We start from the raw sequence: 19,780 nt of genomic DNA, 5'->3' as shown, positions 1-19,780 counted from the left end.
AATTCGAACAACGGTTTCAGCGTCCTCCAGAGATGCCAGATTCCTCGAGCCGACCCCACAAGGGTCGGCTTTTTTTTTGCCCGGGGCTGCCCGGCGACAATCCTGGGATGGAACTGCTTCTGGTCTCGCTGGCGTCGCTGTTCGCCGGTTTTGTCGATTCGATCGTGGGCGGCGGCGGCCTCATCCTGGTGCCGGCGCTGTTCGCGATGTTTCCCACCACCCATCCGGCCACGCTGTTCGGTGTGAACAAGGGCGCCTCGGTCTGGGGCACGGCGGCGGCCACGCTGCAGTACGCGCGCCGGGTCGAGATGCCCTGGCACGCGCTGCTGCCGGCGGCGGCGGTGGGTTTTGTCGGCTCCATGGCGGGGGCCTGGACGGTCACCGTGATCTCGCCCGATTTCCTGCGCCGCGCCCTGCCGCTGGTGTTGCTGCTGGTGCTGGGCTACACCCTGGCGCGCAAAGAGCTGGGTCGGCACCACACGCCGCGCTTCAGCGGCCGCCAGGAAATGCTGGCCGCCAGCCTGCTCGGTGCCGTCATCGGCTTCTATGACGGCTTCTTCGGCCCTGGAACGGGCAGCTTCTTCGTCTTTCTGTTCGTGCGCTGGCTGGGTTACGACTTCCTGCACGCCAGCGCCAGCGCCAAGCTGCTCAACACCGCCACGAACCTGGCCGCGCTGGCGCTGTTCGCCTGGAAGGGCCATGTGTGGTGGCATTTCGTGCTCGCCATGGCCATCGCCAACGTGGTCGGCAGCCTGTTGGGCACGCGGCTTGCCCTGAAACACGGCAGCGGCTTCGTGCGCGTCGTGTTCATCTTCGTGGTGAGCGCGCTGATCCTCAAGACCACGTACGACGCCTGGATCCGAAGCTGACACCCACTTCCAAGGAGGCCCGCATGCCGTCTCGCTCCATCCGTGCACAGACACTGGGTTTTATGGGCTGGCTGGCGCTGGTGCTGCTGGCCGGGGGGTTGGGTGCCCTGGCGTCGGTGGAGGCCGCGTCGTTCTATGCGCAGCTGGACCGGCCCGGCTGGGCGCCACCGGCGGGCGTGTTCGGACCGGTGTGGTCGCTGCTGTATGGGCTGATGGCGGCGGCCGCGTGGCTGGTCTGGCGCGAGCCGGCCCAGCCGTCGCGGGCACCGGCTTTGGTCGTCTTCGTGTTGCAACTGGCGGTCAACGCGCTGTGGTCGTGGCTGTTCTTTGCCTGGCACCGGGGGGCCTGGGCGTTGGCCGATGTGCTGCTGTTGCTGGTGCTGATCGCCACGGCGATCGCGCTGTTCCGGCGCGTGCGCCCGCTGGCCGCGTGGCTGCTGTGGCCCTACCTGGCCTGGGTGGCTTTCGCGAGCGCGCTCACCTGGGCGGTGTGGCGGGCCAACCCGGGCGTGCTGTAGCGCGGGCCCTCAGGGCGCGACCGGGGCGTCGGGCGGCCAGGGCAGGCTGCTGGCCTTGAGCGGCGTGCCGATGGGGGCGCTGGCCTGGCCCACGCGCACGGCGGCCAGGTCCTGCGGGTTGGGGTACTGGTCCATCAGCAGGTAGTCGAACACGCGGCGCGCGATCGGGGCGGCGTGTGCCGCGCCGAAGCCGGCGTTCTCCACGATCACCGCCAGCGCCACGCGCGGCTGGTCCACCGGCGCGAAGGCCAGGTACAGCGAGTGGTCGCGCTGGTGCTCCTCCAGCCGGCGCGCGTCGTAGCGCTCCTTCTGCCCGATGGTCACGGCCTGCGCCGTGCCGGTCTTGCCGCCGCTGGCGTAGCCCGCGCCGGCGAACACGCGGGTGGAGGTGCCTTCGGTGGTCACGGCCTGCATGGCGTTGAGCACGATGCGCACGTTTTCAGGCTTGAAGCCGAGGTTTTCGGGCGGCGGGCCGGGCAGCGGCACGCGCTCGCGCGTGATCACGTTCTCGGTCGCCATGGTCAGGTGCGGCTTGTACTTGATGCCGCCGTTGGCCAGCGTCGCCATGGCGTGCGCGATCTGCAGCATGGTGAAGTTGTTGTAGCCCTGGCCGATGCCCAGCGAGATGGTCTCGCCCGCGTACCAGCGCTGCTGCTCGGGCCGCTTGTAGGTGTTGCGCTTCCAGGCCTGGCTGGGCAGCACGCCGCGCACCTCGCCCTTGAGGTCGATGCCGGTGATCTGGCCGAAGCCCAGCGGCTTCATGAAGTCGTGCATGGTGTCCACGCCCATGTCGTTGGCCAGCGAATAGAAATACGTGTTGCTGGACTTGACGATGGCGCGGTGCATGTCGACCGCGCCCAGGCCGTCGCCGTGGCTGCGGAAGCGGTGGCCGCCGAACATCCAGTAGCCGGGGTCGTTCATCACCAGGCTCGCGCTGCGCGAGCCGGTTTCGAGCGCGGCCAGCGCCATGAAGGGCTTGTAGGTGGAGCCGGGCGGGTAGGTGCCGCGCAGGGCCCGGTTCAGCAAAGGCTTGTCCATCGACTCGTTGAGCGCGCGCCAGTTCTCCACGTCGATGCCCTCGACGAACAGGTTGGGGTCGAAGGTGGGCTTGCTCACGAAGGCCAGCACCTCGCCCGAGCGCGGGTCGATCGCCACCAGCGCGCCGCGCCGCTCGCCGAACATGTCCTCCACCAGCTTCTGCAGCTGGATGTCGATCGACAGCACCACGGCGTTGCCCGGCGTGGCCGGCGTGTTGGCCAGCGAGCGCACGGCGCGCCCGCCTGCCGAGGTCTCCACGCGCTGGAAGCCGGTGATGCCGTGCAGCTCGCGCTCGTAGCTCTGCTCCGCGCCGAGCTTGCCGATGTACTCGGTGCCGCGGTAGTTGGCCTGGTCCTCTTCCGGCCAGTCGGCGATGAGCTCGGTCTCGCGCTGGTTGATGCGCCCGATGTAGCCGATCACGTGGCTCGCCACCTCGCCGTTGGGGTACTGGCGCAGCAAGCGCGCGCGCACGTCCACGCCGGGGAAGCGGTAGCGCTGTGCCGTGAAGCGCGCGACCTCCACGTCGGTCAGGCGGGTGCGCAGCGGCAGCGAGTCGAAGCGGTGCGACTCCTCCAGCAGCTTGCGAAAGCGGCGCTGGTCGCGCGGCGTGACCTCCACCAGCTCGCTCAGGCCGGCGATGGTGGCGTCCATGTCCTCCACGCGCGAGGGCGTGATCTCCAGCGTATAGGCCGAGTAGTTGGTGGCCAGGATGCGGCCCTTGCGGTCCAGGATCTGTCCGCGGTTGGGCACCACCGGCAGCACGGCCGTGCGGTTGCTCTCGGCCTGCGCCGCCAGGTCCTCGTGGCGGATCACCTGCAGGTAGACCATGCGAGAGGCGATCAGCCCGAACGCGAACACCACCGCGAGGCCGATCAGCAGCGCCCGGGTGCGGAACTGCGCCAGATCGGCTTCGACGTTGCGGATTTCCGTCATGACCGTGTTTTATCCGAGATGGCGAAGACCGCGTGAGTTTGCCGACCCGCGGCCAGTGCCAGTGCGGAACCGGCTTTGCCGGGCCGCAGCTGGCGCCCCTTGGGGGGTGACGCCGAAGGCGGCGCGGGGGGTGCTCATAGAGGCCTGTTGTCGTCGGGGTTGGGCGCGCGGCGCTGCGGCGCCAGCAGCAGCACGCTCACCACCGGCCAGAGCGCGGCCTCGATCACCGGGGCCAGCAGGTAGAACACGCCGGGGAAGCTGCCGCCGGCGGCCATGCGCACCAGCAGTTCGAGCACGTGCGCGGCCACGAACAGCGGCAGCACCTGCACCGACTGGTTGGGCACGCTGAACCAGAGCAGGCGCCGGTGCATGGAAATGCCGAGGAAGCCGAGCGCGGTGTAGGCCAGCGCGTGCTGCCCGAGCAGGGCGCCCTGGTGCACGTCCATGGCCAGGCCAAAGGCAAAGGCCACGCCCACGCCGATGCGCAGCGGCTGGTGCACGCTCCAGAACACCAGCACCACGGCCAGCAGGTCGGGCACCCAGGCGGCGCGGCCGAACAGGCCCATGTTCATCAGCATGTTGAACACCAGCGCGGCCAGCAGGCTGAACCAGATGAAGCCGGGGTTGGCGGGCAGCAGCAGCTGCTGGCCGGGACGCATGATCATGGCGCGGTGCTCCGGACACCCGGGCGGTTCGCGCGCGCCGGGCGGGGGGTGTCGGCGGCTTCGGCCAGCGGCGAGGGCGGAACCGAGGCCGCGATGGAGCCCAGCACCAGCACGTGCAGCGTGCCCTGCACGCGGGCCAGAGGCTCGCACTGGATGCGCGCGAAGGACGACTCGGCCTGGCGCTCGACCAGGGTCACGCGCGCCACCGGCAGGCCGGCGGGGTAGACGCCGTCCACGCCGCTGGTGGAGAGCAGGTCGCCTTCGGCGATGTCGGCGCTGGCCAGGGTGTAGCGCAGCTCCAGGCCGTCGCCGCTGGTGGACGGCTGGCCGTAGGCCACGCTGCGCACGCCGGTGCGCGTGTTGAGCACGGGAATGGCCTGGTCGCGATCGATCAGCAGCGTGACCTCGGCCACCAGCGGGTAGACCCGCGTGACCTGGCCCAGCACGCCGCTTTCATCGACCACCGGGGAACCGGCCTCGATGCCGTGCGTCTGGCCGCGGTCGATCACGATCTTGCGCGAGTAGGGGTCGGCCGCGTCGTACAGCACCTGGGCGCCGATGGCCTGGGTGCCGATGCGCTCGCGCATGGCCAGCAGTTCACGCAGGCGCTGGTTTTCCAGGGTGATCTGCTCCAGCTGCAGGCTGCGCTCGGCCTGCGCCGCCAGGCGCTGCAGCGCCTCGCCTTCGCTCTTCTGCGCGGCGTGCAGCGAGGTGAAGTAACCGCCCGCCATGGAGGCCAGCTGCACCGGCTGCAGCACCGCCCATTGCACGGGGTAGAGCACCACGGCCATGGCGGTGCGGATCGGCTCGGTGAGCCGAAAGCGCAGGTCGGCCACCATCAGGAACAGCGCCAGGGCGCTGAACACCACCAGCTTGGACAGGGCCGACGGACCCTGCTTGAAGAACGGGGGCGGGGTGCGGTCCAGGGTGCCCAGTGGCATGGCGCTCGGAGGGGTCTGGTCGGTGGTGGGGAGGCGCGGCCGCCGGGCGGCGGCCGGGGTTTATTCGCTGGTGAAGATCGTGCCCAGGCGCTCCATGCGCTCCAGGGCCATGCCGCAACCGCGCACCACGCAGGTGAGCGGCTCTTCGGCCACCAGCACCGGCAGGCCGGTTTCTTCGGCCAGCAGGCGGTCGAGGTCGCGCAGCAGCGCGCCGCCGCCGGTGAGCATCATGCCGCGCTCGGCGATGTCAGCGCCCAGCTCGGGCGGCGTGTGCTCCAGCGCCATCTTCACGGCCGTGACGATGTTGTTGAGCGGGTCGGTCAGGGCTTCGAGGATCTCGTTGCTGGAGATGGTGAAGCTGCGCGGCACGCCCTCGGAAAGGTTGCGGCCCTTGACTTCCATTTCCTTGACTTCGCTGCCGGGGAAGGCTGAGCCGATCTGCTTCTTGATCGCTTCGGCCGTGGGCTCGCCGATCAGCATGCCGTAGTTGCGGCGGATGTAGGCAATGATGGCGTCGTCGAAGCGGTCACCGCCCACGCGCACGCTGCCCTTGTAGACCATGCCGCCCAGGCTGATGACGCCCACCTCGGTGGTGCCGCCGCCGATGTCGACCACCATGGAGCCGGAGGCGTCCGACACCGGCAGGCCGGCGCCGATGGCCGCGGCCATGGGTTCCTCGATCAGGTAGACCTCGGACGCGCCCGCGCCCAGGGCCGATTCGCGGATGGCGCGGCGCTCGACCTGGGTGGAACCGCAGGGCACGCAGATGATGATGCGGGGGCTCGGCTTGAACATCGAGCGCGGATGCACCATCTTGATGAACTGCTTGAGCATCTGCTCGGTGACGGTGAAGTCGGCGATCACACCGTCCTTCATGGGGCGGATGGCCTCGATGTTGCCGGGCACCTTGCCCAGCATGGCCTTGGCCTCGTGGCCGACCGCCTGGATGGTCTTTTTGCCCTGGGGGCCGCCTTCGTGGCGGATGGACACGACGGAGGGCTCGTCGAGCACGATGCCCTTGTTGCGAACGTAGATGAGGGTGTTGGCGGTGCCGAGGTCGATGGCCAGGTCGGTCGAAAATTGCCGACGGAAAGCTTCAAACATGGTGCATGGGTCCTGTGGGGCACGGGCGCGGCTGTGCGCGCTCGTCGCCGGGTATGGGGCCGGGTCGTTGGCCGGGCATCGGTGCTAAGTGGTTGATTCCAAGGCGAAAACCGCAACGGCACGGGCGCTGCCGTTAAACCTTGGATAATACCGTATCCCCTGTGTACAACTGCGCGCAAACAGGGTGCATTTTGTCCAGTTACAAGCCGTTTCAGGGCGGAAAACCCGCAGACGGTGCGTCTCTTCCCCATCCGGAACCCTCTTTTGCCATGTCCCTGACCCCGTCCGACATCGGGCGCATCGCCAACCTCGCGCGCCTGGAGCTCTCCGGCGCGCAGAGCGAGATCATGCGCACCCAGCTCAATGGCTTCTTCGACATCGTCGAGCAGATGAACGCGGTGGACACCACCGGCGTGGAGCCCCTGGCCCATCCCACGGCGGTGATCGACCACGTCTCGCTGCGCCTGCGCCCGGACGTGGCGAGCGAGCCCAACGACCGCGAAGCCAACCAGAAGAGCGCCCCGGCGGTCGAGCGCGGCCTGTTCCTCGTGCCCAAGGTGATCGAATGAACGATCTGCACACCCTGGGCGTGAGCGAGCTGACCGCCGCCATTGCCGACAAGAAAACCAGCAGCGTCGAGGCCGCCCAGCACCTGCTGGCGCGCGCGAAGCAGCACAGCGCGCTCGGCGCCTACCTTTCCTTCAATGAAGAGGCCACGCTGGCCCAGGCGCGCGCGGCCGACGCGCGCATCGCCGCCGGCGAACGCACGCCGCTGCTGGGCGTGCCGCTGGCGCACAAGGACATCTTCGTCACCAAGGACTTCGCCACCACCGCCGGCTCGAAGATGTTGGCGGGCTACCAGAGTCCGTTCGACGCGACCGTGGTGCAGCGCCTCGCCGCGCAGGGCGCGGTGACGCTGGGCAAGCTCAACTGCGACGAGTTCGCCATGGGCGGCAGCAACGAGAACTCGGCCTTTGGCGCGGTGCACAACCCCTGGGACACCACGCGCGTGCCGGGCGGCTCCTCGGGCGGCTCCGCCGTGGCCGTGGCCGCGCGCCTGGCGCCCGCCGTCACCGGCACCGACACCGGCGGCTCGATCCGCCAGCCGGCCAGCTTCTGCGGCATCACCGGCATCAAGCCCACCTACGGCCGCTGCTCGCGCTACGGCATGGTGGCCTTCGCCTCCAGCCTGGACCAGGCCGGCCCGATGGCGCGCAGCGCCGCCGACTGCGCGGTGCTGCTCAGCGCCATGGCCGGCCCCGACATCGACCGCGATTCCACCAGCCTGGACCACCCGGCCGAGGACTACACCGCGCTGCTCGGCCAGCCGCGCGAAGGCGCCACCGCCGCTCAGCCGCTCAAGGGCCTGCGCATCGGTCTGCCCAAGGAATTCTTCGGCGAAGGCTGCGCGCCCGACGTGCTCGCCACCGTGCGCGCCGCGCTGGCGGAGTATGAAAAGCTCGGCGCCACGCTGGTCGAGGTCTCGCTGCCGCGCACCGAGCTCTCCATCCCGGTCTACTACATCATTGCGCCGGCCGAGGCCAGCTCCAACCTCAGCCGTTTCGACGGTGTGAAGTTCGGCCACCGCGCCGCGCAGTACGGGGACCTGACCGACATGTACAAGAAGTCGCGCAGCGAAGGCTTCGGGCCCGAGGTGCAGCGCCGCATCATGATCGGCACCTACGTGCTCAGCCACGGCTACTACGACGCCTACTACCTGCAGGCGCAGAAGATCCGCCGCCTGATCGCGCAGGACTTCCAGGCCGCGTTCGCGCAGTGCGACCTGATCGCCGGCCCGGTGGCGCCCACCGTGGCCTGGAAGCTCGGCGAAAAGAGCAACGACCCGGTGGCCAACTACCTGGCCGACATCTACACGCTCTCCACCAGCCTCGCCGGCCTGCCCGGCATGAGCGTGCCCGCCGGCTTCGGCGCGGGCGGCCTGCCGGTGGGCCTGCAGCTTGTGGGCAACCATTTCCAGGAAGGCCCGCTGCTGCAGGCCGCGCACGCCTTCCAGCTGGCCACCGACTGGCACACCCGCGTTCCGCAAGGCTACTGACATGAGTTCCAGCAAATCCCTTCTGGTCGGCGGCTACGAGGTGGTGATCGGTTTCGAGACCCACGCCCAGCTCGCCACGCAATCCAAGATCTTCAGCCGCGCGCCCACGGCCTTCGGCGCCGAGCCCAACACGCAGGCCTGCGCGGTGGACCTGGCCCTGCCCGGCACGCTGCCGGTCATGAACCGCGCGGCCGTCGAACTCGCGATCCGCCTCGGGCTCGCGCTCGGTTCGCACATCGCCGAGCAGAGCGTGTTCGCGCGCAAGAACTACTTCTACCCCGACCTGCCCAAGGGCTACCAGATCAGCCAGTTCGAAATCCCGGTGGTGCAGGGCGGCGAGGTCTCGTTCTTCCTCGGTGACGAGAAGAAGACCGTGCGCCTGGTGCGCGCGCACCTGGAAGAAGACGCGGGCAAGAGCCTGCACGAGGACTTCATCGGCCAGAGCGGCATCGACCTCAACCGCGCCGGCACGCCGCTGCTGGAGATCGTGACCGAACCCGACATCCGCTCCAGCGCCGAGGCCGTGGCCTACGCGAAGGAGCTGCACAAGATCGTCACCTGGATCGGCATCTGCGACGGCAACATGCAGGAAGGCTCGTTCCGCTGCGACGCCAACGTCTCGGTGCGCAAGCCCGGCGCGCCGCTGGGCACGCGCCGCGAGATCAAGAACCTGAACAGCTTCAAGTTCATGCAGCAGGCCATCGACTACGAGGTGCGCTGGCAGATCGAGCAGATCGAGGACGGCCACGCGATCCAGCAGGCCACGGTGCTGTTCGATCCCGACACCGGCGAGACGCGCGCCATGCGCACCAAGGAAGACGCGGCCGATTACCGCTACTTCCCCGACCCGGACCTGCCGCCGCTGGTGATCGCGCGCGACTGGGTGGACCAGGTGAAGGCCGCCATGCCCGAGCTGCCGCGCGCGATGGCCGAACGCCTGGTGCGCGACTACGGCCTGCCCGAGTACGACGCCACCACGCTCACGCAAAGCCCGGCGATGGCCGCCTACTTCGAGACGGCGGCCCAGGCCAGCGGCCAGGCCAAGCTGGTCAGCAACTGGATCATGGGCGAGGTCTCGCGCCGGCTCAACGCCGAGGAACGCGACATCGCCGGCGTGCCGGTGAGCGCGGCGCAACTGGCGGCCGTGATCGGGCGCATCGCCGACGGCACGGTGTCGAACAACGCCGCCAAGCAGGTCTTCGACGCCCTGTGGACCGGCGAGGGCCGCGAGGTCGACGCCGTCATCGAGGCCAAGGGCCTCAAGCAGATGAACGACAGCGGCGCGCTGGAGAAGATCATCGACGAGGTGATGGCCGCCAACGCCGAGATGGTCGAGCAGTTCCGCGCCGGCAAGGACAAGGCCTTCAACGCCCTGGTCGGCCAGGCCATGAAAGCGAGCAAGGGCAAGGCCAACCCGCAACAGGTCAACGACCTGCTGCGCCAGAAACTCGGTTGAGGGTCAGCGCCCGGCGGATGCCGGGCTGCCGACGCCGGTGCGGTTGCCGCCCGCGGCCGTCCAGAGCTGGCGCAGCTTGGCCAGCTCTTCGTCGAAGCGGGCGTTGATGCGCTGTTTTTCCTGGACCTGCTCGTCCAGGAAGCGCTTCTGCACCACCATCTGCTTCTCGTTGTCTTCGATCTTGCGCTTGAGCCAGTTGGGCGCCTTGCTGACGTCGTTCTGGTAGAACTCCAGCTCGACGTTGATGTCCTTGCGTTGCGCCACCAGCGCCAGCTCGCGCTTGTTCACCGCGCCGATGACCTCGTCGATCTGCGCCAGGGCGTCGGCCCGCTCCTTGTCGTGCACCCCCTGATTGGGGTAGCGGATCATCAGGGCGCGTTCGCGGCGCTTTTCTTCCTGCAGGCGGCTGCGCTGTTCCTCTTCCTGTTTGCGCTGGGCGTCGAGCCTGGCGCGCTCGTCGGCGGTGTAGCTCGGCGGCAGCGTCTTGCGCACGGTGCCGCTGTTGCCCAGCTGCTGCTGCTCACGGTCCAGGCATTCGACGATGGGGCGGTCTCGAACGATGGTGTTGCCCTTGGCATCCTTGCAGGTGTACATGCCCGCCTGCGCGTGTGCCGTGTCCCACAGGCCCCCGCCGAGCAACAGCGCGCCACCGGCCAGCCACAGGCGGCGGGAGAGAACGGAGAACAGGGGTGGTGCAGGGTCATCGTGGAAGAAGGGTCAGGACACGCCGTAGCGTTGCCGGTAAGCCAGCACCCGTTCGCGGTGCGAATCGAACTCGCCGCCAGAGCGGGCGGTCAAATAGTGCAGCAAATCGGCCAGCCTCGCAATCGTGCAGACCTGCATGCCCAGCTCGCGCTGGACATATTGCACGGCGCTGTGGTCCACGTCGCGCACCTGGCCGTCGGCGCCGACCTCGGTGGCCTTCTCCTGGCGGTCCAGTGCGATCGCGATGGCGTGCGGCGTGGCGCCGGCGGCGCGGATCAGCGCGATGGATTCGCGCGCCGCCGTGCCGGCGGACATCACGTCGTCGACGATCAGCACGCGGCCCTTGAGCGGCGCGCCGACCAGGGTGCCGCCTTCGCCATGGTCCTTGGCTTCCTTGCGGTTGTAGGCGAAGGGCACATTGCGGCCCAGCCGCGCGAGCTCGATGGACACCGCCGCGCCCAGCGGAATGCCCTTGTAGGCCGGGCCGAAGATCATGTCGAACTCGATGCCGCTGGCGACCAGGGCTTTTGCATAGAATTGTGCGAGCCGGCCCAGCTTGGCGCCGTCGTCGAACAGACCGGCGTTGAAGAAATACGGGCTCATGCGCCCGGCCTTGGTCTTGAATTCACCAAAGCGCAACACGCCGGCATCGACGCAAAACTGCACGAATTCCTGCGCGAGCGCAGCATCGGGCGCGCCGGCCTTCGCCGCGCCTGTATCCAACACCATGGAGACATCCTTGTTCAAACTGACCAGCCTCAACCTCAACGGCATCCGTTCCGCCACCACCAAGGGGCTGGAGAAATGGCTCGCCGCGCACCGGCCCGATTGTATTTGTGTGCAGGAGGTCAAGGCCCAGGCCGCCGATGTGAGCGGCCGCTTTGAAGAAATCGCCGGCCTCAAGGGGCACTTCCACTACGCCCAGAAAAAAGGTTACTCGGGCACGGCGGTGTACACCCGCCACGAGCCGAGCGACGTGATCATCGGCTACGGCTCCACCGAGTTCGACGCCGAGGGCCGCTTCACCGAGCTGCGCTTCGACACGCCCCAGCGCAAGCTCTCCATCCTGAGCGTCTATTTCCCCAGCGGCTCCTCGGGCCCCGAGCGGCAGGAAGCCAAGTACCGCTTTCTCGATGGCTTCTACCCCCACCTGCAGGCGCTCAAGGGCGGGCGCGAGTTCATCCTGTGCGGCGACGTGAACATCGCCCACCAGCAGAAGGACCTGAAGAACTGGCGCAGCAACCAGAAGAACAGCGGCTTCCTGCCCGAGGAGCGCGCCTGGATGACCAAGCTGCTCGACGAGGCCGGGCTGGTGGACGTCTACCGCCGGCTGCAGCCCGACACCACCGACACCTGCTACACATGGTGGAGCAACCGGGGCCAGGCCTACGCGAACAACGTGGGGTGGCGGCTGGACTACCACCTCGCCACGCCGGCCATGGCAGCGCTCGCGCGCAGCGAGTCCATCTACAAGGGCGAGAAGTTTTCCGACCACGCGCCGCTGACGATCGAATACGACTTCCAACACTGAGCGAAGGAGCGGCCCATGTTCCCGACGGAGATCCTGCTGGCCTACGTGGCCGCCTGCACCCTGGTGGTGGTGTCGCCCGGGCCCGACAACATCCTGGCCATCGGCCGGGGCCTGAGCCAGGGCCCACTGGCCGCCGCGCTCTCGGCCTTCGGCGCGGGACTGGGCATCCTGTTCCACACGCTCGCGGCCACCTTCGGCCTGTCGCTCGTCATCCAGGGCTCGCCCGAGGCGTTCTGGGCCGTGAAGGTGGTGGGCGCGCTGTACCTGCTGTGGCTGGGCTACAAGGCGCTGGTCGCCGGTGACCTGATCTCGTTCCAGCCCTCGGCGCGCGTGCCGCTGCGCAAGGTGCTGCTCACGGGCGTGTTGTCCAACGTGCTCAACCCCAAACCCGGCCTGTTCGTGCTGGCCTTCCTGCCGCAGTTCGTGAGCGCGGGGCGCGGCCCGGTGGTGGTGCAGATGCTGGTCTACGGCGCGATCTTCGCGCTGATGACGGCGGTGATCTTCGCGCTCATGGGCGGCTTCGCGTCCCGCCTGGCGGGCTGGCTGCAGGCGCGGCCGCGCATGGTGCGCGGCGTGAATGTGGGCGCGGGCCTGACCTTCATCGCCGCCGGCCTGTCAGTGCTGTCGCTCAAGCAGCGCAGCGCGTTGTAGGCGCGGTTGGTCGGCCAGGTTTCAGCGGTACTGAGCCGCCGAGATGAACTCGCTGAAGGTCTCGCACCAGACCACCACCGTGTTGTAGGCGGTCAGGTCCACGCCGGGCGGCAGCGTGACGATGAAGTTGTCGAAGGTCTTCACATCGCCCACGCGCAAGGCCTGGGCCTTGACGCGCAGGAACTGAGCCTCGTCCTGCACGAAAGCCGGTGCGAGGTACAGCTTGTAGTCGGGTCCCGGCGCGAGCCGGCCCATGAGCGCCACCGCCGCCGGCCCCACCGATACCGTGCCCTCGCCCCAGTGAAGGGCATCGCTGCCTGCGAGATCGCGCCGGAACTGGCCGCTGAACGGTGCCTGTGCGGCGAGCGCACCGACTTCCGAGGCCACTGGCGCGGGCGGCGCGATGAGGATGGGCAGGACGTAGACGCCGCCAGCAAAGCCCATGAGCGCCACCATGGTGTGGGTCGCCAGCAGGAGCAGCGCCTTCTTCATGGTGCCGTTGTACATCAGATCAGGCGACCTAGAATCGATTTTTTTCCCGATCGCCATGCTCCGCTACCACACCGTCCCCGTCACAGCCTTCGCGCAGAACTGCTCCCTCGTCTGGTGCGACGACACCATGGACGCGGCGGTCATCGATCCCGGCGGTGACCTGGAGCGCCTGTTGGCCGAGGTGCAGCGGCTGGGCCTGAAGCTCAAGGCCATCTGGCAGACCCATGCGCACATCGACCACGCGGGTGGCACGGCCGAACTCGCGCGCCGCCTGAACCTGCCCATCATCGGTCCGCACCCGGGCGACCAGTTCTGGATCTCGGGCCTGCCACAGCAAGGCGCGATGTTCGGCTTTCCGCCGGCCGAGGCCTTCACGCCCACGCGCTGGCTGGACGATGGCGACACGGTGCAGATTGGCCGCTGCACGCTGAACGTGCGGCACTGCCCGGGCCACACACCGGGCCACGTGGTGTTCCACTCGCCGGAGGCCAAGCGCGCCTTCGTGGGCGATGTGCTGTTCGCCGGCAGCATCGGCCGCACCGATTTCCCGCAGGGCAATCACCAGCAGCTGATCGACAGCATCACCGAACGCCTCTGGCCCATGGGAGACGACACGGTGTTCATTCCCGGCCATGGGCCGGAGAGCACCTTCGGCCGGGAGCGCCAGAGCAACCCGTACGTGCGCGGGACCTGAGCTCAGCCCTTGCGGGCCTGTTCGTAGAGGCCCTGCACCTTGGGCACGTTGGCTTCCAGTTCGCGGATGCGATCGGGGCCGCTGGGGTGGGTCGAGAGGAAGCTCGCGCCCGAGCCCCCGCCGTTGGCGGCCATCTTCTGCCACAGGCTCACGCTGGCCCGGGGCTGGAAGCCCGAGCGGGCCGCGAGTTCCAGACCGACCAGGTCGGCCTCGGTTTCATCCTCCCGGCTGAACTTCAGCGTGAGCAGCTGCGTGCCCAGGTTGGCCGCCACATCGCCCAGCTGGCCCAGGCCCAGCAGCTGCGCCGCGATGGACAGGCCGATGCCGGTGGCGTTGCTCTTGGCCACGCGCGAGCGGGCGTGTTCGCGCAGCGCATGGGCCATTTCGTGGCCCATGATCATCGCGGTCTCGTCGTCGGTGAGGCTGAGCTTTTCCAGGATGCCGGTGTAGAACGCGATCTTGCCGCCCGGCATGCAGAAGGCGTTGATCTGCGTGCTCTGGATCAGGTTGACTTCCCACTTCCACTGCGTGGCGCGCTTGTTCCATTGCGCCGAGTGGGGAATGATGCGGCGCGCGATGGTGCGCAGGCGCTGCACCTGCGGGTGGGCGTCGGGCATCAGCAGCTTCTTGGCGTTGGCCTCGGCCATCATCTGGCCGTACTGCTGGCCGGCGGCGTTTTCCAGCTCATCGGCCGGCACCAGCTTGCGCAGCGTGGAGCCCTCGCCCACGTTCACCTGCGCGACGGCCGGCAAGGCCGACGCCGCCGCGGCGGCGGTGCCCGCCAACACGAAGGCGCGGCGCGCCGACCACACGTGTTCGGGCCGCGGGGTTTCGGGGGCGGGTGTCTTGAGGTCGCAGAGCAGGCACATGCGTGAATAATAGACAAAGCCGGGCGTTTGTGCCTGCCCCTTTTTTCCTTTCGTCCACATCCATGTCCGTGCCCCCCACCTTGCCGCAGGCCGCCCCCACGGACGCTGACACCACCGCCCGACCCACCTGGGGCGAGACCTTGCGGGTGTACCTGGAGCCGGCCAGCCTGCGCATGTTCGCGCTCGGGTTCTCCGCCGGCCTGCCGCTGCTGCTGGTGCTGGGCACGCTGAGCTTTCGCTTGCGCGAGGCCGGCCTGGACCGCACCACGATCGGCTACCTGAGCTGGGTCGGCCTGGCCTACGGCTTCAAATGGTGCTGGGCGCCTTTGGTGGACCGCCTGCCCATTCCGCTGCTCACGCGCTGGCTCGGCCGGCGGCGCAGCTGGTTGCTGCTGTCTCAGGCATTGATCATGGCCTCGCTGGTGGGCATGGCGCTGGCCGATCCGCGCACCGAGCTCCAGCTGGTCGTGTGGTGCGCCCTGGCCGTGGCGTTTGCCTCGGCCACGCAGGACATCGCGCTGGACGCCTTCCGCATCGAATCGGCCGACGTGCGCCACCAGGGCGCGCTGGCCGCCACCTATCAGACCGGTTACCGGCTGGCCATGATCTGGGCCGGGGCGGGCGTGCTGTGGATCGCCGCCCGCGCGGAAATCGCCCCCGCCGCCGGGGCCACCGCGCCCGGCGCGCTCTACCAGCAGGCGGCCTGGACCACTGCCTACCTGGTGATGGCCGCGAGCATGCTCGTGGGGGTGCTCACGGTGCTGTTCTCGCGCGAACCCGCGCGCGTGGCCTTGCCGCCCGCGAAGAACGCCGCCGACTGGCTGCGCGGCGCGCTGGTCGAGCCCTTTGCCGACTTTCTGCGGCGCTACGGCAAGCAGGCGCTGCTGATCCTGGCGCTGATCGGTGTCTACCGCATCAGCGACGTGGTGATGGGCATCATGGCCAACCCCTTCTATGTGGACATGGGCTACACCAAGGACGAGGTGGCGGCCGTGACCAAGGTGTTCGGCGTCATCATGACGCTGGTCGGCGCCTTCATCGGCGGTGCTCTCTCGCTGCGCCTGGGCGTGATGCGGGTGCTCATGCTGGGCGCCGTGCTCTCGGCCGCGAGCAACCTGCTGTTCGCCTGGCTGGCGGGGCACGGGCACGACGTGACGGCGCTGATTCTGGTGATCTCGGCTGACAACCTCAGTGCCGGCGTGGCCTCGGCCGCGTTCATCGCCTACCTCTCGGGCCTGACCAACGTGCGCTACTCGGCCACGCAGTACGCGCTGTTCAGTTCGATGATGCTGCTCGCGCCCAAGTGGCTGGCGGGTTATTCGGGTGCCTTCGTCGACGCCTACGACTACCCGACCTTCTTCATCGCCACGGCCTGCCTGGGTGTGCCGGTGCTGCTGCTGATCTGGCTGGCGACGCGCCTGGCGCCGGTCGAGCCCAAGGCCTGAGGCTCAAGCTTCCAGCAGGGCCTTGACGGCCGGCTTCTGCACCTTGCCCAGCGCGGTCTTGGGCAAGGCCGCCACGCGGTGCCATCGGCGCGGCCACTTGTAGCGCGCCAGCCGGCCGTCCAGAAAGCCCTGCAGCGCGGCCGCCCAATCTTCGGCCGCGCCGTCGCGCAGCACCACCACGGCCACCACGGCCTCGCCCCAGCGCGGGTCGCGCTGGCCGACCACGGCGCATTCGGCCACCCAGGGGTGCTGCACCAGCAGGTTCTCGATCTCGGCGGGGTAGATGTTCTCGCCGCCCGAGATCAGCATGTCCTTGGCGCGGCCGACCACGGTGAAGCTGCCGTCGGCCGCCTGTTGCGCGAGGTCGCCGCTGTGGAAGAAACCTTCGGCGTCGCAGGCCGGCTGCTCGGGCCAGTAGCGTTGCACCACATTGGGCCCACGCAGCCACAGCTCGCCGACATCGCCGGCGCCCACCGGCTGGCCGGTGGGGTCGCGCAGCGTCACCTGCACGCCGGGCGCGGGCCAGCCGCAGGCGCCCAGGTGGCTGGCCGCATGGGCGGGCGGCAGGGCGATGGAGAACGGGCCGGTCTCGGTGCTGCCGTACACATTGCACACCGGCACGCCGCGCGCGTGGCAGGCTTCGATGAGCGGGGCGGGCAGCAGGCTGGAGCCGGCCCAGATGGCGCGCAGGCTGCCCAGGTGGGTGCCGGACCAGTCGGCGTGGCTGGTGAGCGCCTGCAGCGTGGCGGGCACCTGCAGCGTGAGGGTGGGACGATCGTCGTGCAGGCAGCGCAGGGTGGTGCCGGCGTCGAATCGGCTGTGCAGCAGCACCTGCGCACCCACCGAGAGCGCCGGCAGGGTCTGGATGCACAGGCCACCGACATGGAACAGCGGCAGCACGGTGAGCACCGTGTCGTGTTCGCTCAGGCCCTGCACCTGCGCGGCGATCGCCATGTTGGCCAGCAGGTTGCCCTGGGTGTGCACCGCACCCTTGGGCGCGCCCGTGGTGCCCGAGGTGTAGACCAGCAGCGCCGGGTGGTCGGCGCTGCCCAGCTCGCCTGCGCCGTCGGCCACGGGATCGACCGGCAGGCCGTCCAGGTGGAGCGTGGTGGGGTGGGCGAGCGATCGGGCCGCGTCGGCCAGCGCCGTGTCGTGCACCAGCAGGGTGGGGCGGCAATCCTGCAGCAGCGCGGCCCACTCGGCGGGCGAGAGGCGGTGGTTCAGCGGCACCAGCAGCGCGCCCAGGCGCGCCAGCGCGAAAAGCAGGGCGATCTGCGCCGGGTGGTTCAAACCCAGCCAGACCACGCGGTCGCCCTCGCGCACGCCGTGCGCGCGCGCGAGCCCCTGCGCCAGCGCGTCCGCGTGCCGGGCCAGCTCGGCAAACGACAGCTGGCCCCAGCGCGGGTCGGGGCCGGCCTGGCCCGGCTCGCGCCAGCGCAGCGCCGTCGCCTGCGGTCTTGCCTGGGCCTGCTGGCGCAGCAGAGCGGCCAGCGAACCGGCAGACAGGGTGGGGGGCGGGGTGGGCGGTGCCATTTACATGACTTTACGTGACCCGAAAGCCCGCTTCACACAGCGCTGACACGATGATGGGCTCCGGCGCCCGCCGCTACACTGAAAACCATGAACGCTCCCCTGCTGATGATTGAAGACGACGGCCGCCTCGCGCAGATGGTGGTGGAGTACCTGGGCCAGTCGGGTTTCGAGGTGACCCATGCCAGCGATGGCGAAGCCGGCCTGGAGCAGTTGCAGCTCATTCAGCCGCAGCTGGTGATCCTGGACCTGATGATGCCCGGCATCGATGGGCTGGAGGTCTGCCGGCGCATCCGTTCGATGCCGGGTGAAGCCGCGCGCGTGCCGGTGCTCATGCTCACGGCCAAGGGCGACCCCATGGACCGCATCATCGGCCTGGAGCTCGGCGCCGACGACTACCTGCCCAAACCCTTCGAACCGCGCGAGCTGCTCGCGCGCGTGCGCGCCGTGCTGCGCCGCCGCGGCGAGCCCACCGGCAGCGCGGCCGTGTCGCGCTCCACGCCGGTGCTGCGTTTCGGTTCGCTCGACATCGACCGCGATGCCCGCACCGTGCAGGTGGCCGGCCAGCCCTGCGAGCTGACCTCCTACCAGTTCGATCTTCTGGTGGCCATGGCCGAACGCGCGGGCCGGGTGCTCACGCGCGACCAGATCATGGAAGCGGTGCGCGGCCGCGAGCTCGAAGCCTTCGACCGTTCGATCGACGTGCACATCGGGCGCATCCGCAACGCCATCGAGGCCGACAGCAAGGACCCCAAGCGCATCCTCACGGTGCGCGGCGTGGGCTACGTGTTCGCGAAGCAGCAGGAATGAGTTCGCTCTTCGGCTCCCGGCTGTACGTCCGCATCTGGCTTGCGGTGGTCGCCGCGGTCACGGTGCTGACGTTGGTCACGGGTTGGCTGTGGCAGCAGGCGCTGGACGAAGACCGCGCCGAGCGTGAGGCGCGGGTGACCCGCACGATCATCGTGCGCGATGGCGCGCGCGAAATCGTGGGGCAGGCGCCTGCGCGGGCGGTCAGCATTCCCGGCGAGGGCTGGGAATTCGAGGTGGTGATGAAGGATGGGCAGACCCTGTACGTGCTGCTGCCGCGCCCGCCCCGCCCGTCCGGGGGCAACAACCCGGGGCGCCGCGCGCCCGAGTGGTTCCAGACACCGACCGGGTTTGCCTGGCTGCTCGGCCTGGTGGCTTTCGCCGTGGCCCTGGGCGCCTACCCCATCGTGCGGCGCCTGACCAAGCGCCTCGAAGCGCTGCAGAAGGGCGTGGAGCGCTGGGGCGACGGTGACCTCTCCACCCGGTTGCCCATGCAGGGGCAGGACGAGGTCGCGTTTCTGGCCACCCGTTTCAACGCCGCGGCCGAACGGGTGCAGACACTGCTGCAATCGCACAAGGCCTTGCTGGCCAATGCCTCGCACGAACTGCGTTCGCCATTGGCCCGCATCCGCATGGGCTTGGAGCTGCTCGACAAGGACAACGCAAGGGCGCCGCAGCGCGCCGAGATCGCCCGCAGCATCGAAGAACTCGACCAGCTGATCGACGAGATCCTGCTGGCGAGCCGGCTGGACCTGATCGACGCGCGCGACGCGAGCGCGCTCGGTCCCACGGAGGAGGTCGACCTGGTGGGCCTGGCGGCCGAAGAATGCGCGCGCACCGGTGCCGACCTGGAGATCGCCGCCGGTGCCACGCCCGTGCTGGTGCACGGCCAGGCCCGTCTGCTGCGCAGGGTGTTGCGCAATCTGCTGGAAAACGCGCGCCGCTATGGCCATGTCGGCGCGTCGGCCGATTCGCAGGTGCGCCTGAGCATCTTTGCGCCCACGTCCGCCCCGGGGCAGGGCGCGCCGCGCGTGACACTCTGGGTGGAGGATCGGGGCCCCGGGGTGCCCGCCGATCAGCGCGCGCGCATCTTCGAGCCCTTTTACCGCCTGCCTGGCGCCAGCGAACGCGAAGGCGGGGTGGGCCTGGGCCTGTCGCTGGTGAAGACGATCATCGAGCGCCACGGGGGCCGCGTGCGCTGCGAGGACCGTCCCGGCGGCGGCGCGCGCTTCGTGGTGGACCTGCCGGTCTGACGGATGGCGAGGCAGGCCAGCTGCCGCTGGTCTGCTGAGCAGGTGGAGATTTCGCGCGCCCGGATGTCCGTCACGAGGCCGTTCTTGGATTCCGAGGGGATTTTCGGGTTTTATTCACCAAGAAAACAGCCCGGTTCCCACAAATGGGGGATGGCCGAAAACAGTGCCGCAGCGCACAATTCGCATCGATGCTGTCACAACATCAGAACAACGGATTCGGCAA

20 protein-coding genes are annotated in these 19,780 nt (G+C 69.1%); 11 read left to right on the top strand and 9 right to left on the bottom strand.

Annotation, left to right across the window (positions count from 1 at the left end):
- Nucleotides 1-107 precede the first annotated feature (107 nt).
- A complete protein-coding gene (locus tag ABSY19_RS13020) occupies nt 108-869 on the top strand; it encodes a sulfite exporter TauE/SafE family protein (RefSeq protein WP_382163297.1) in 762 nt (253 codons plus the stop codon).
- A gap of 23 nt (nt 870-892) precedes the next feature.
- Entirely contained in the window at nt 893-1,387 is a 495-nt protein-coding gene (locus ABSY19_RS13015; RefSeq protein ID WP_382163295.1) for a TspO/MBR family protein, read from the top strand.
- A 9-nt stretch (nt 1,388-1,396) separates the two neighbouring features.
- On the opposite strand, the gene mrdA is transcribed toward ABSY19_RS13015, so the two are convergent.
- The 4 genes from mrdA to ABSY19_RS12995 all read right to left on the bottom strand — a co-directional run bounded on the left by mrdA (nt 1,397) and on the right by ABSY19_RS12995 (nt 6,068).
- Nucleotides 1,397-3,358, bottom strand: a complete 1,962-nt coding sequence (gene mrdA, locus ABSY19_RS13010; protein WP_382163293.1) for a penicillin-binding protein 2 — start codon at nt 3,356-3,358, stop codon at nt 1,397-1,399.
- 134 nt (nt 3,359-3,492) lie between these two features.
- Nucleotides 3,493-4,023 carry a rod shape-determining protein MreD gene (gene mreD, locus ABSY19_RS13005; RefSeq protein WP_291118056.1) on the bottom strand — a complete coding sequence of 177 codons (531 nt, stop codon included), beginning with the start codon at nt 4,021-4,023 and terminating at the stop codon, nt 3,493-3,495.
- On the bottom strand, nt 4,020-4,964 hold the full coding sequence (gene mreC, locus ABSY19_RS13000) for a rod shape-determining protein MreC (RefSeq protein WP_382163292.1): 945 nt from the start codon (nt 4,962-4,964) through the stop codon (nt 4,020-4,022). Before mreC ends, mreD begins: the two co-directional genes overlap by 4 nt.
- A 60-nt stretch (nt 4,965-5,024) precedes the next feature.
- Nucleotides 5,025-6,068 (bottom strand): rod shape-determining protein, encoded by a 1,044-nt coding sequence (locus ABSY19_RS12995; RefSeq protein ID WP_066269288.1) that lies wholly within the window; start codon nt 6,066-6,068, stop codon nt 5,025-5,027.
- A gap of 269 nt (nt 6,069-6,337) precedes the next feature.
- On the opposite strand from ABSY19_RS12995, the gene gatC reads away from it, so the two are divergent.
- Genes gatC through gatB form a run of 3 tightly spaced genes read left to right on the top strand, consistent with a single transcriptional unit; the run spans nt 6,338 to nt 9,580 of the window.
- Nucleotides 6,338-6,637: an Asp-tRNA(Asn)/Glu-tRNA(Gln) amidotransferase subunit GatC gene (gene gatC, locus ABSY19_RS12990; RefSeq protein ID WP_382163291.1), complete on the top strand. Its 300-nt coding sequence runs from the start codon at nt 6,338-6,340 to the stop codon at nt 6,635-6,637.
- The gene (gene gatA / locus ABSY19_RS12985) at nt 6,634-8,124 is read left to right on the top strand and encodes an Asp-tRNA(Asn)/Glu-tRNA(Gln) amidotransferase subunit GatA (protein ID WP_382163289.1); all 1,491 of its coding nucleotides are present in this window, start codon (nt 6,634-6,636) and stop codon (nt 8,122-8,124) included. The genes gatC and gatA overlap by 4 nt, the downstream gene beginning before the upstream one ends.
- Before the next feature lies 1 nt (nt 8,125).
- Nucleotides 8,126-9,580: an Asp-tRNA(Asn)/Glu-tRNA(Gln) amidotransferase subunit GatB gene (gatB, locus tag ABSY19_RS12980; RefSeq protein WP_382163287.1), complete on the top strand. Its 1,455-nt coding sequence runs from the start codon at nt 8,126-8,128 to the stop codon at nt 9,578-9,580.
- 3 nt (nt 9,581-9,583) lie between these two features.
- Here the strand turns inward: gatB and ABSY19_RS12975 are convergent, their stop codons facing one another.
- Together ABSY19_RS12975 and pyrE are read right to left on the bottom strand one after the other, a co-directional pair.
- Entirely contained in the window at nt 9,584-10,174 is a 591-nt protein-coding gene (locus ABSY19_RS12975) for a DUF4124 domain-containing protein (RefSeq protein WP_382163285.1), read from the bottom strand.
- Between the two features lie 123 nt (nt 10,175-10,297).
- Nucleotides 10,298-11,014, bottom strand: coding sequence for an orotate phosphoribosyltransferase (gene pyrE / locus ABSY19_RS12970; protein WP_382163284.1), 717 nt, complete (start codon nt 11,012-11,014; stop codon nt 10,298-10,300).
- A gap of 10 nt (nt 11,015-11,024) precedes the next feature.
- On the opposite strand from pyrE, the gene ABSY19_RS12965 reads away from it, so the two are divergent.
- Together ABSY19_RS12965 and ABSY19_RS12960 are read left to right on the top strand one after the other, a co-directional pair.
- Nucleotides 11,025-11,816 carry an exodeoxyribonuclease III gene (locus ABSY19_RS12965; RefSeq protein WP_382163282.1) on the top strand — a complete coding sequence of 264 codons (792 nt, stop codon included), beginning with the start codon at nt 11,025-11,027 and terminating at the stop codon, nt 11,814-11,816.
- A gap of 15 nt (nt 11,817-11,831) precedes the next feature.
- On the top strand, nt 11,832-12,467 hold the full coding sequence (locus ABSY19_RS12960; RefSeq protein ID WP_382163280.1) for a LysE family translocator: 636 nt from the start codon (nt 11,832-11,834) through the stop codon (nt 12,465-12,467).
- Between the two features lie 21 nt (nt 12,468-12,488).
- Here ABSY19_RS12960 and ABSY19_RS12955 read toward each other — a convergent pair whose 3' ends face one another.
- Entirely contained in the window at nt 12,489-12,974 is a 486-nt protein-coding gene (locus ABSY19_RS12955; protein ID WP_382163278.1) for a DM13 domain-containing protein, read from the bottom strand.
- Nucleotides 12,975-13,014: 40 nt separating this feature from the next.
- On the opposite strand from ABSY19_RS12955, the gene ABSY19_RS12950 reads away from it, so the two are divergent.
- Nucleotides 13,015-13,653: an MBL fold metallo-hydrolase gene (locus ABSY19_RS12950; RefSeq protein ID WP_382163276.1), complete on the top strand. Its 639-nt coding sequence runs from the start codon at nt 13,015-13,017 to the stop codon at nt 13,651-13,653.
- A gap of 2 nt (nt 13,654-13,655) precedes the next feature.
- Here the strand turns inward: ABSY19_RS12950 and ABSY19_RS12945 are convergent, their stop codons facing one another.
- Nucleotides 13,656-14,522: a M48 family metallopeptidase gene (locus ABSY19_RS12945; RefSeq protein WP_382163274.1), complete on the bottom strand. Its 867-nt coding sequence runs from the start codon at nt 14,520-14,522 to the stop codon at nt 13,656-13,658.
- 62 nt (nt 14,523-14,584) lie between these two features.
- Between ABSY19_RS12945 and ABSY19_RS12940 the strand changes: the two genes are divergently transcribed.
- The gene (locus ABSY19_RS12940) at nt 14,585-15,967 is read left to right on the top strand and encodes an AmpG family muropeptide MFS transporter (protein WP_382163272.1); all 1,383 of its coding nucleotides are present in this window, start codon (nt 14,585-14,587) and stop codon (nt 15,965-15,967) included.
- Nucleotides 15,968-15,970: 3 nt separating this feature from the next.
- Here the strand turns inward: ABSY19_RS12940 and ABSY19_RS12935 are convergent, their stop codons facing one another.
- On the bottom strand, nt 15,971-17,500 hold the full coding sequence (locus ABSY19_RS12935) for a class I adenylate-forming enzyme family protein (protein ID WP_382163270.1): 1,530 nt from the start codon (nt 17,498-17,500) through the stop codon (nt 15,971-15,973).
- A gap of 87 nt (nt 17,501-17,587) precedes the next feature.
- Between ABSY19_RS12935 and ABSY19_RS12930 the strand changes: the two genes are divergently transcribed.
- On the top strand, nt 17,588-18,307 hold the full coding sequence (locus ABSY19_RS12930) for a response regulator transcription factor (protein WP_382163268.1): 720 nt from the start codon (nt 17,588-17,590) through the stop codon (nt 18,305-18,307).
- Nucleotides 18,304-19,557: an ATP-binding protein gene (locus ABSY19_RS12925; protein ID WP_382163266.1), complete on the top strand. Its 1,254-nt coding sequence runs from the start codon at nt 18,304-18,306 to the stop codon at nt 19,555-19,557. The genes ABSY19_RS12930 and ABSY19_RS12925 overlap by 4 nt, the downstream gene beginning before the upstream one ends.
- Nucleotides 19,558-19,780 lie beyond the last annotated feature (223 nt).

The sequence above is a fragment of the Hydrogenophaga sp. ANAO-22 genome (assembly GCF_042466645.1).
Classification (GTDB): domain Bacteria; phylum Pseudomonadota; class Gammaproteobacteria; order Burkholderiales; family Burkholderiaceae_C; genus Hydrogenophaga.
Note: the sequence above shows the minus strand (reverse complement) of the source record. Positions and strands in the feature narration are given on the sequence as shown.

Bases quoted from the DNA above. Each gene is read 5' to 3' on its own strand.
- ABSY19_RS12945 (WP_382163274.1), bottom strand. From the start codon at position 14,522: ATGTGCCTGCTCTGCGACCTCAAGACACCCGCCCCCGAAACCCCGCGG.
- mreC (WP_382163292.1), bottom strand. From the start codon at position 4,964: ATGCCACTGGGCACCCTGGACCGCACCCCGCCCCCGTTCTTCAAGCAG.
- ABSY19_RS12955 (WP_382163278.1), bottom strand. From the start codon at position 12,974: ATGTACAACGGCACCATGAAGAAGGCGCTGCTCCTGCTGGCGACCCAC.
- ABSY19_RS12975 (WP_382163285.1), bottom strand. From the start codon at position 10,174: ATGTACACCTGCAAGGATGCCAAGGGCAACACCATCGTTCGAGACCGC.
- ABSY19_RS12930 (WP_382163268.1), top strand. From the start codon at position 17,588: ATGAACGCTCCCCTGCTGATGATTGAAGACGACGGCCGCCTCGCGCAG.
- mreD (WP_291118056.1), bottom strand. From the start codon at position 4,023: ATGATCATGCGTCCCGGCCAGCAGCTGCTGCTGCCCGCCAACCCCGGC.
- pyrE (WP_382163284.1), bottom strand. From the start codon at position 11,014: ATGGTGTTGGATACAGGCGCGGCGAAGGCCGGCGCGCCCGATGCTGCG.
- ABSY19_RS13015 (WP_382163295.1), top strand. From the start codon at position 893: ATGCCGTCTCGCTCCATCCGTGCACAGACACTGGGTTTTATGGGCTGG.
- ABSY19_RS12950 (WP_382163276.1), top strand. From the start codon at position 13,015: ATGCTCCGCTACCACACCGTCCCCGTCACAGCCTTCGCGCAGAACTGC.
- ABSY19_RS12935 (WP_382163270.1), bottom strand. From the start codon at position 17,500: ATGGCACCGCCCACCCCGCCCCCCACCCTGTCTGCCGGTTCGCTGGCC.
- gatA (WP_382163289.1), top strand. From the start codon at position 6,634: ATGAACGATCTGCACACCCTGGGCGTGAGCGAGCTGACCGCCGCCATT.
- ABSY19_RS12925 (WP_382163266.1), top strand. From the start codon at position 18,304: ATGAGTTCGCTCTTCGGCTCCCGGCTGTACGTCCGCATCTGGCTTGCG.
- ABSY19_RS12960 (WP_382163280.1), top strand. From the start codon at position 11,832: ATGTTCCCGACGGAGATCCTGCTGGCCTACGTGGCCGCCTGCACCCTG.
- ABSY19_RS13020 (WP_382163297.1), top strand. From the start codon at position 108: ATGGAACTGCTTCTGGTCTCGCTGGCGTCGCTGTTCGCCGGTTTTGTC.
- gatC (WP_382163291.1), top strand. From the start codon at position 6,338: ATGTCCCTGACCCCGTCCGACATCGGGCGCATCGCCAACCTCGCGCGC.
- ABSY19_RS12940 (WP_382163272.1), top strand. From the start codon at position 14,585: ATGTCCGTGCCCCCCACCTTGCCGCAGGCCGCCCCCACGGACGCTGAC.
- mrdA (WP_382163293.1), bottom strand. From the start codon at position 3,358: ATGACGGAAATCCGCAACGTCGAAGCCGATCTGGCGCAGTTCCGCACC.
- gatB (WP_382163287.1), top strand. From the start codon at position 8,126: ATGAGTTCCAGCAAATCCCTTCTGGTCGGCGGCTACGAGGTGGTGATC.
- ABSY19_RS12995 (WP_066269288.1), bottom strand. From the start codon at position 6,068: ATGTTTGAAGCTTTCCGTCGGCAATTTTCGACCGACCTGGCCATCGAC.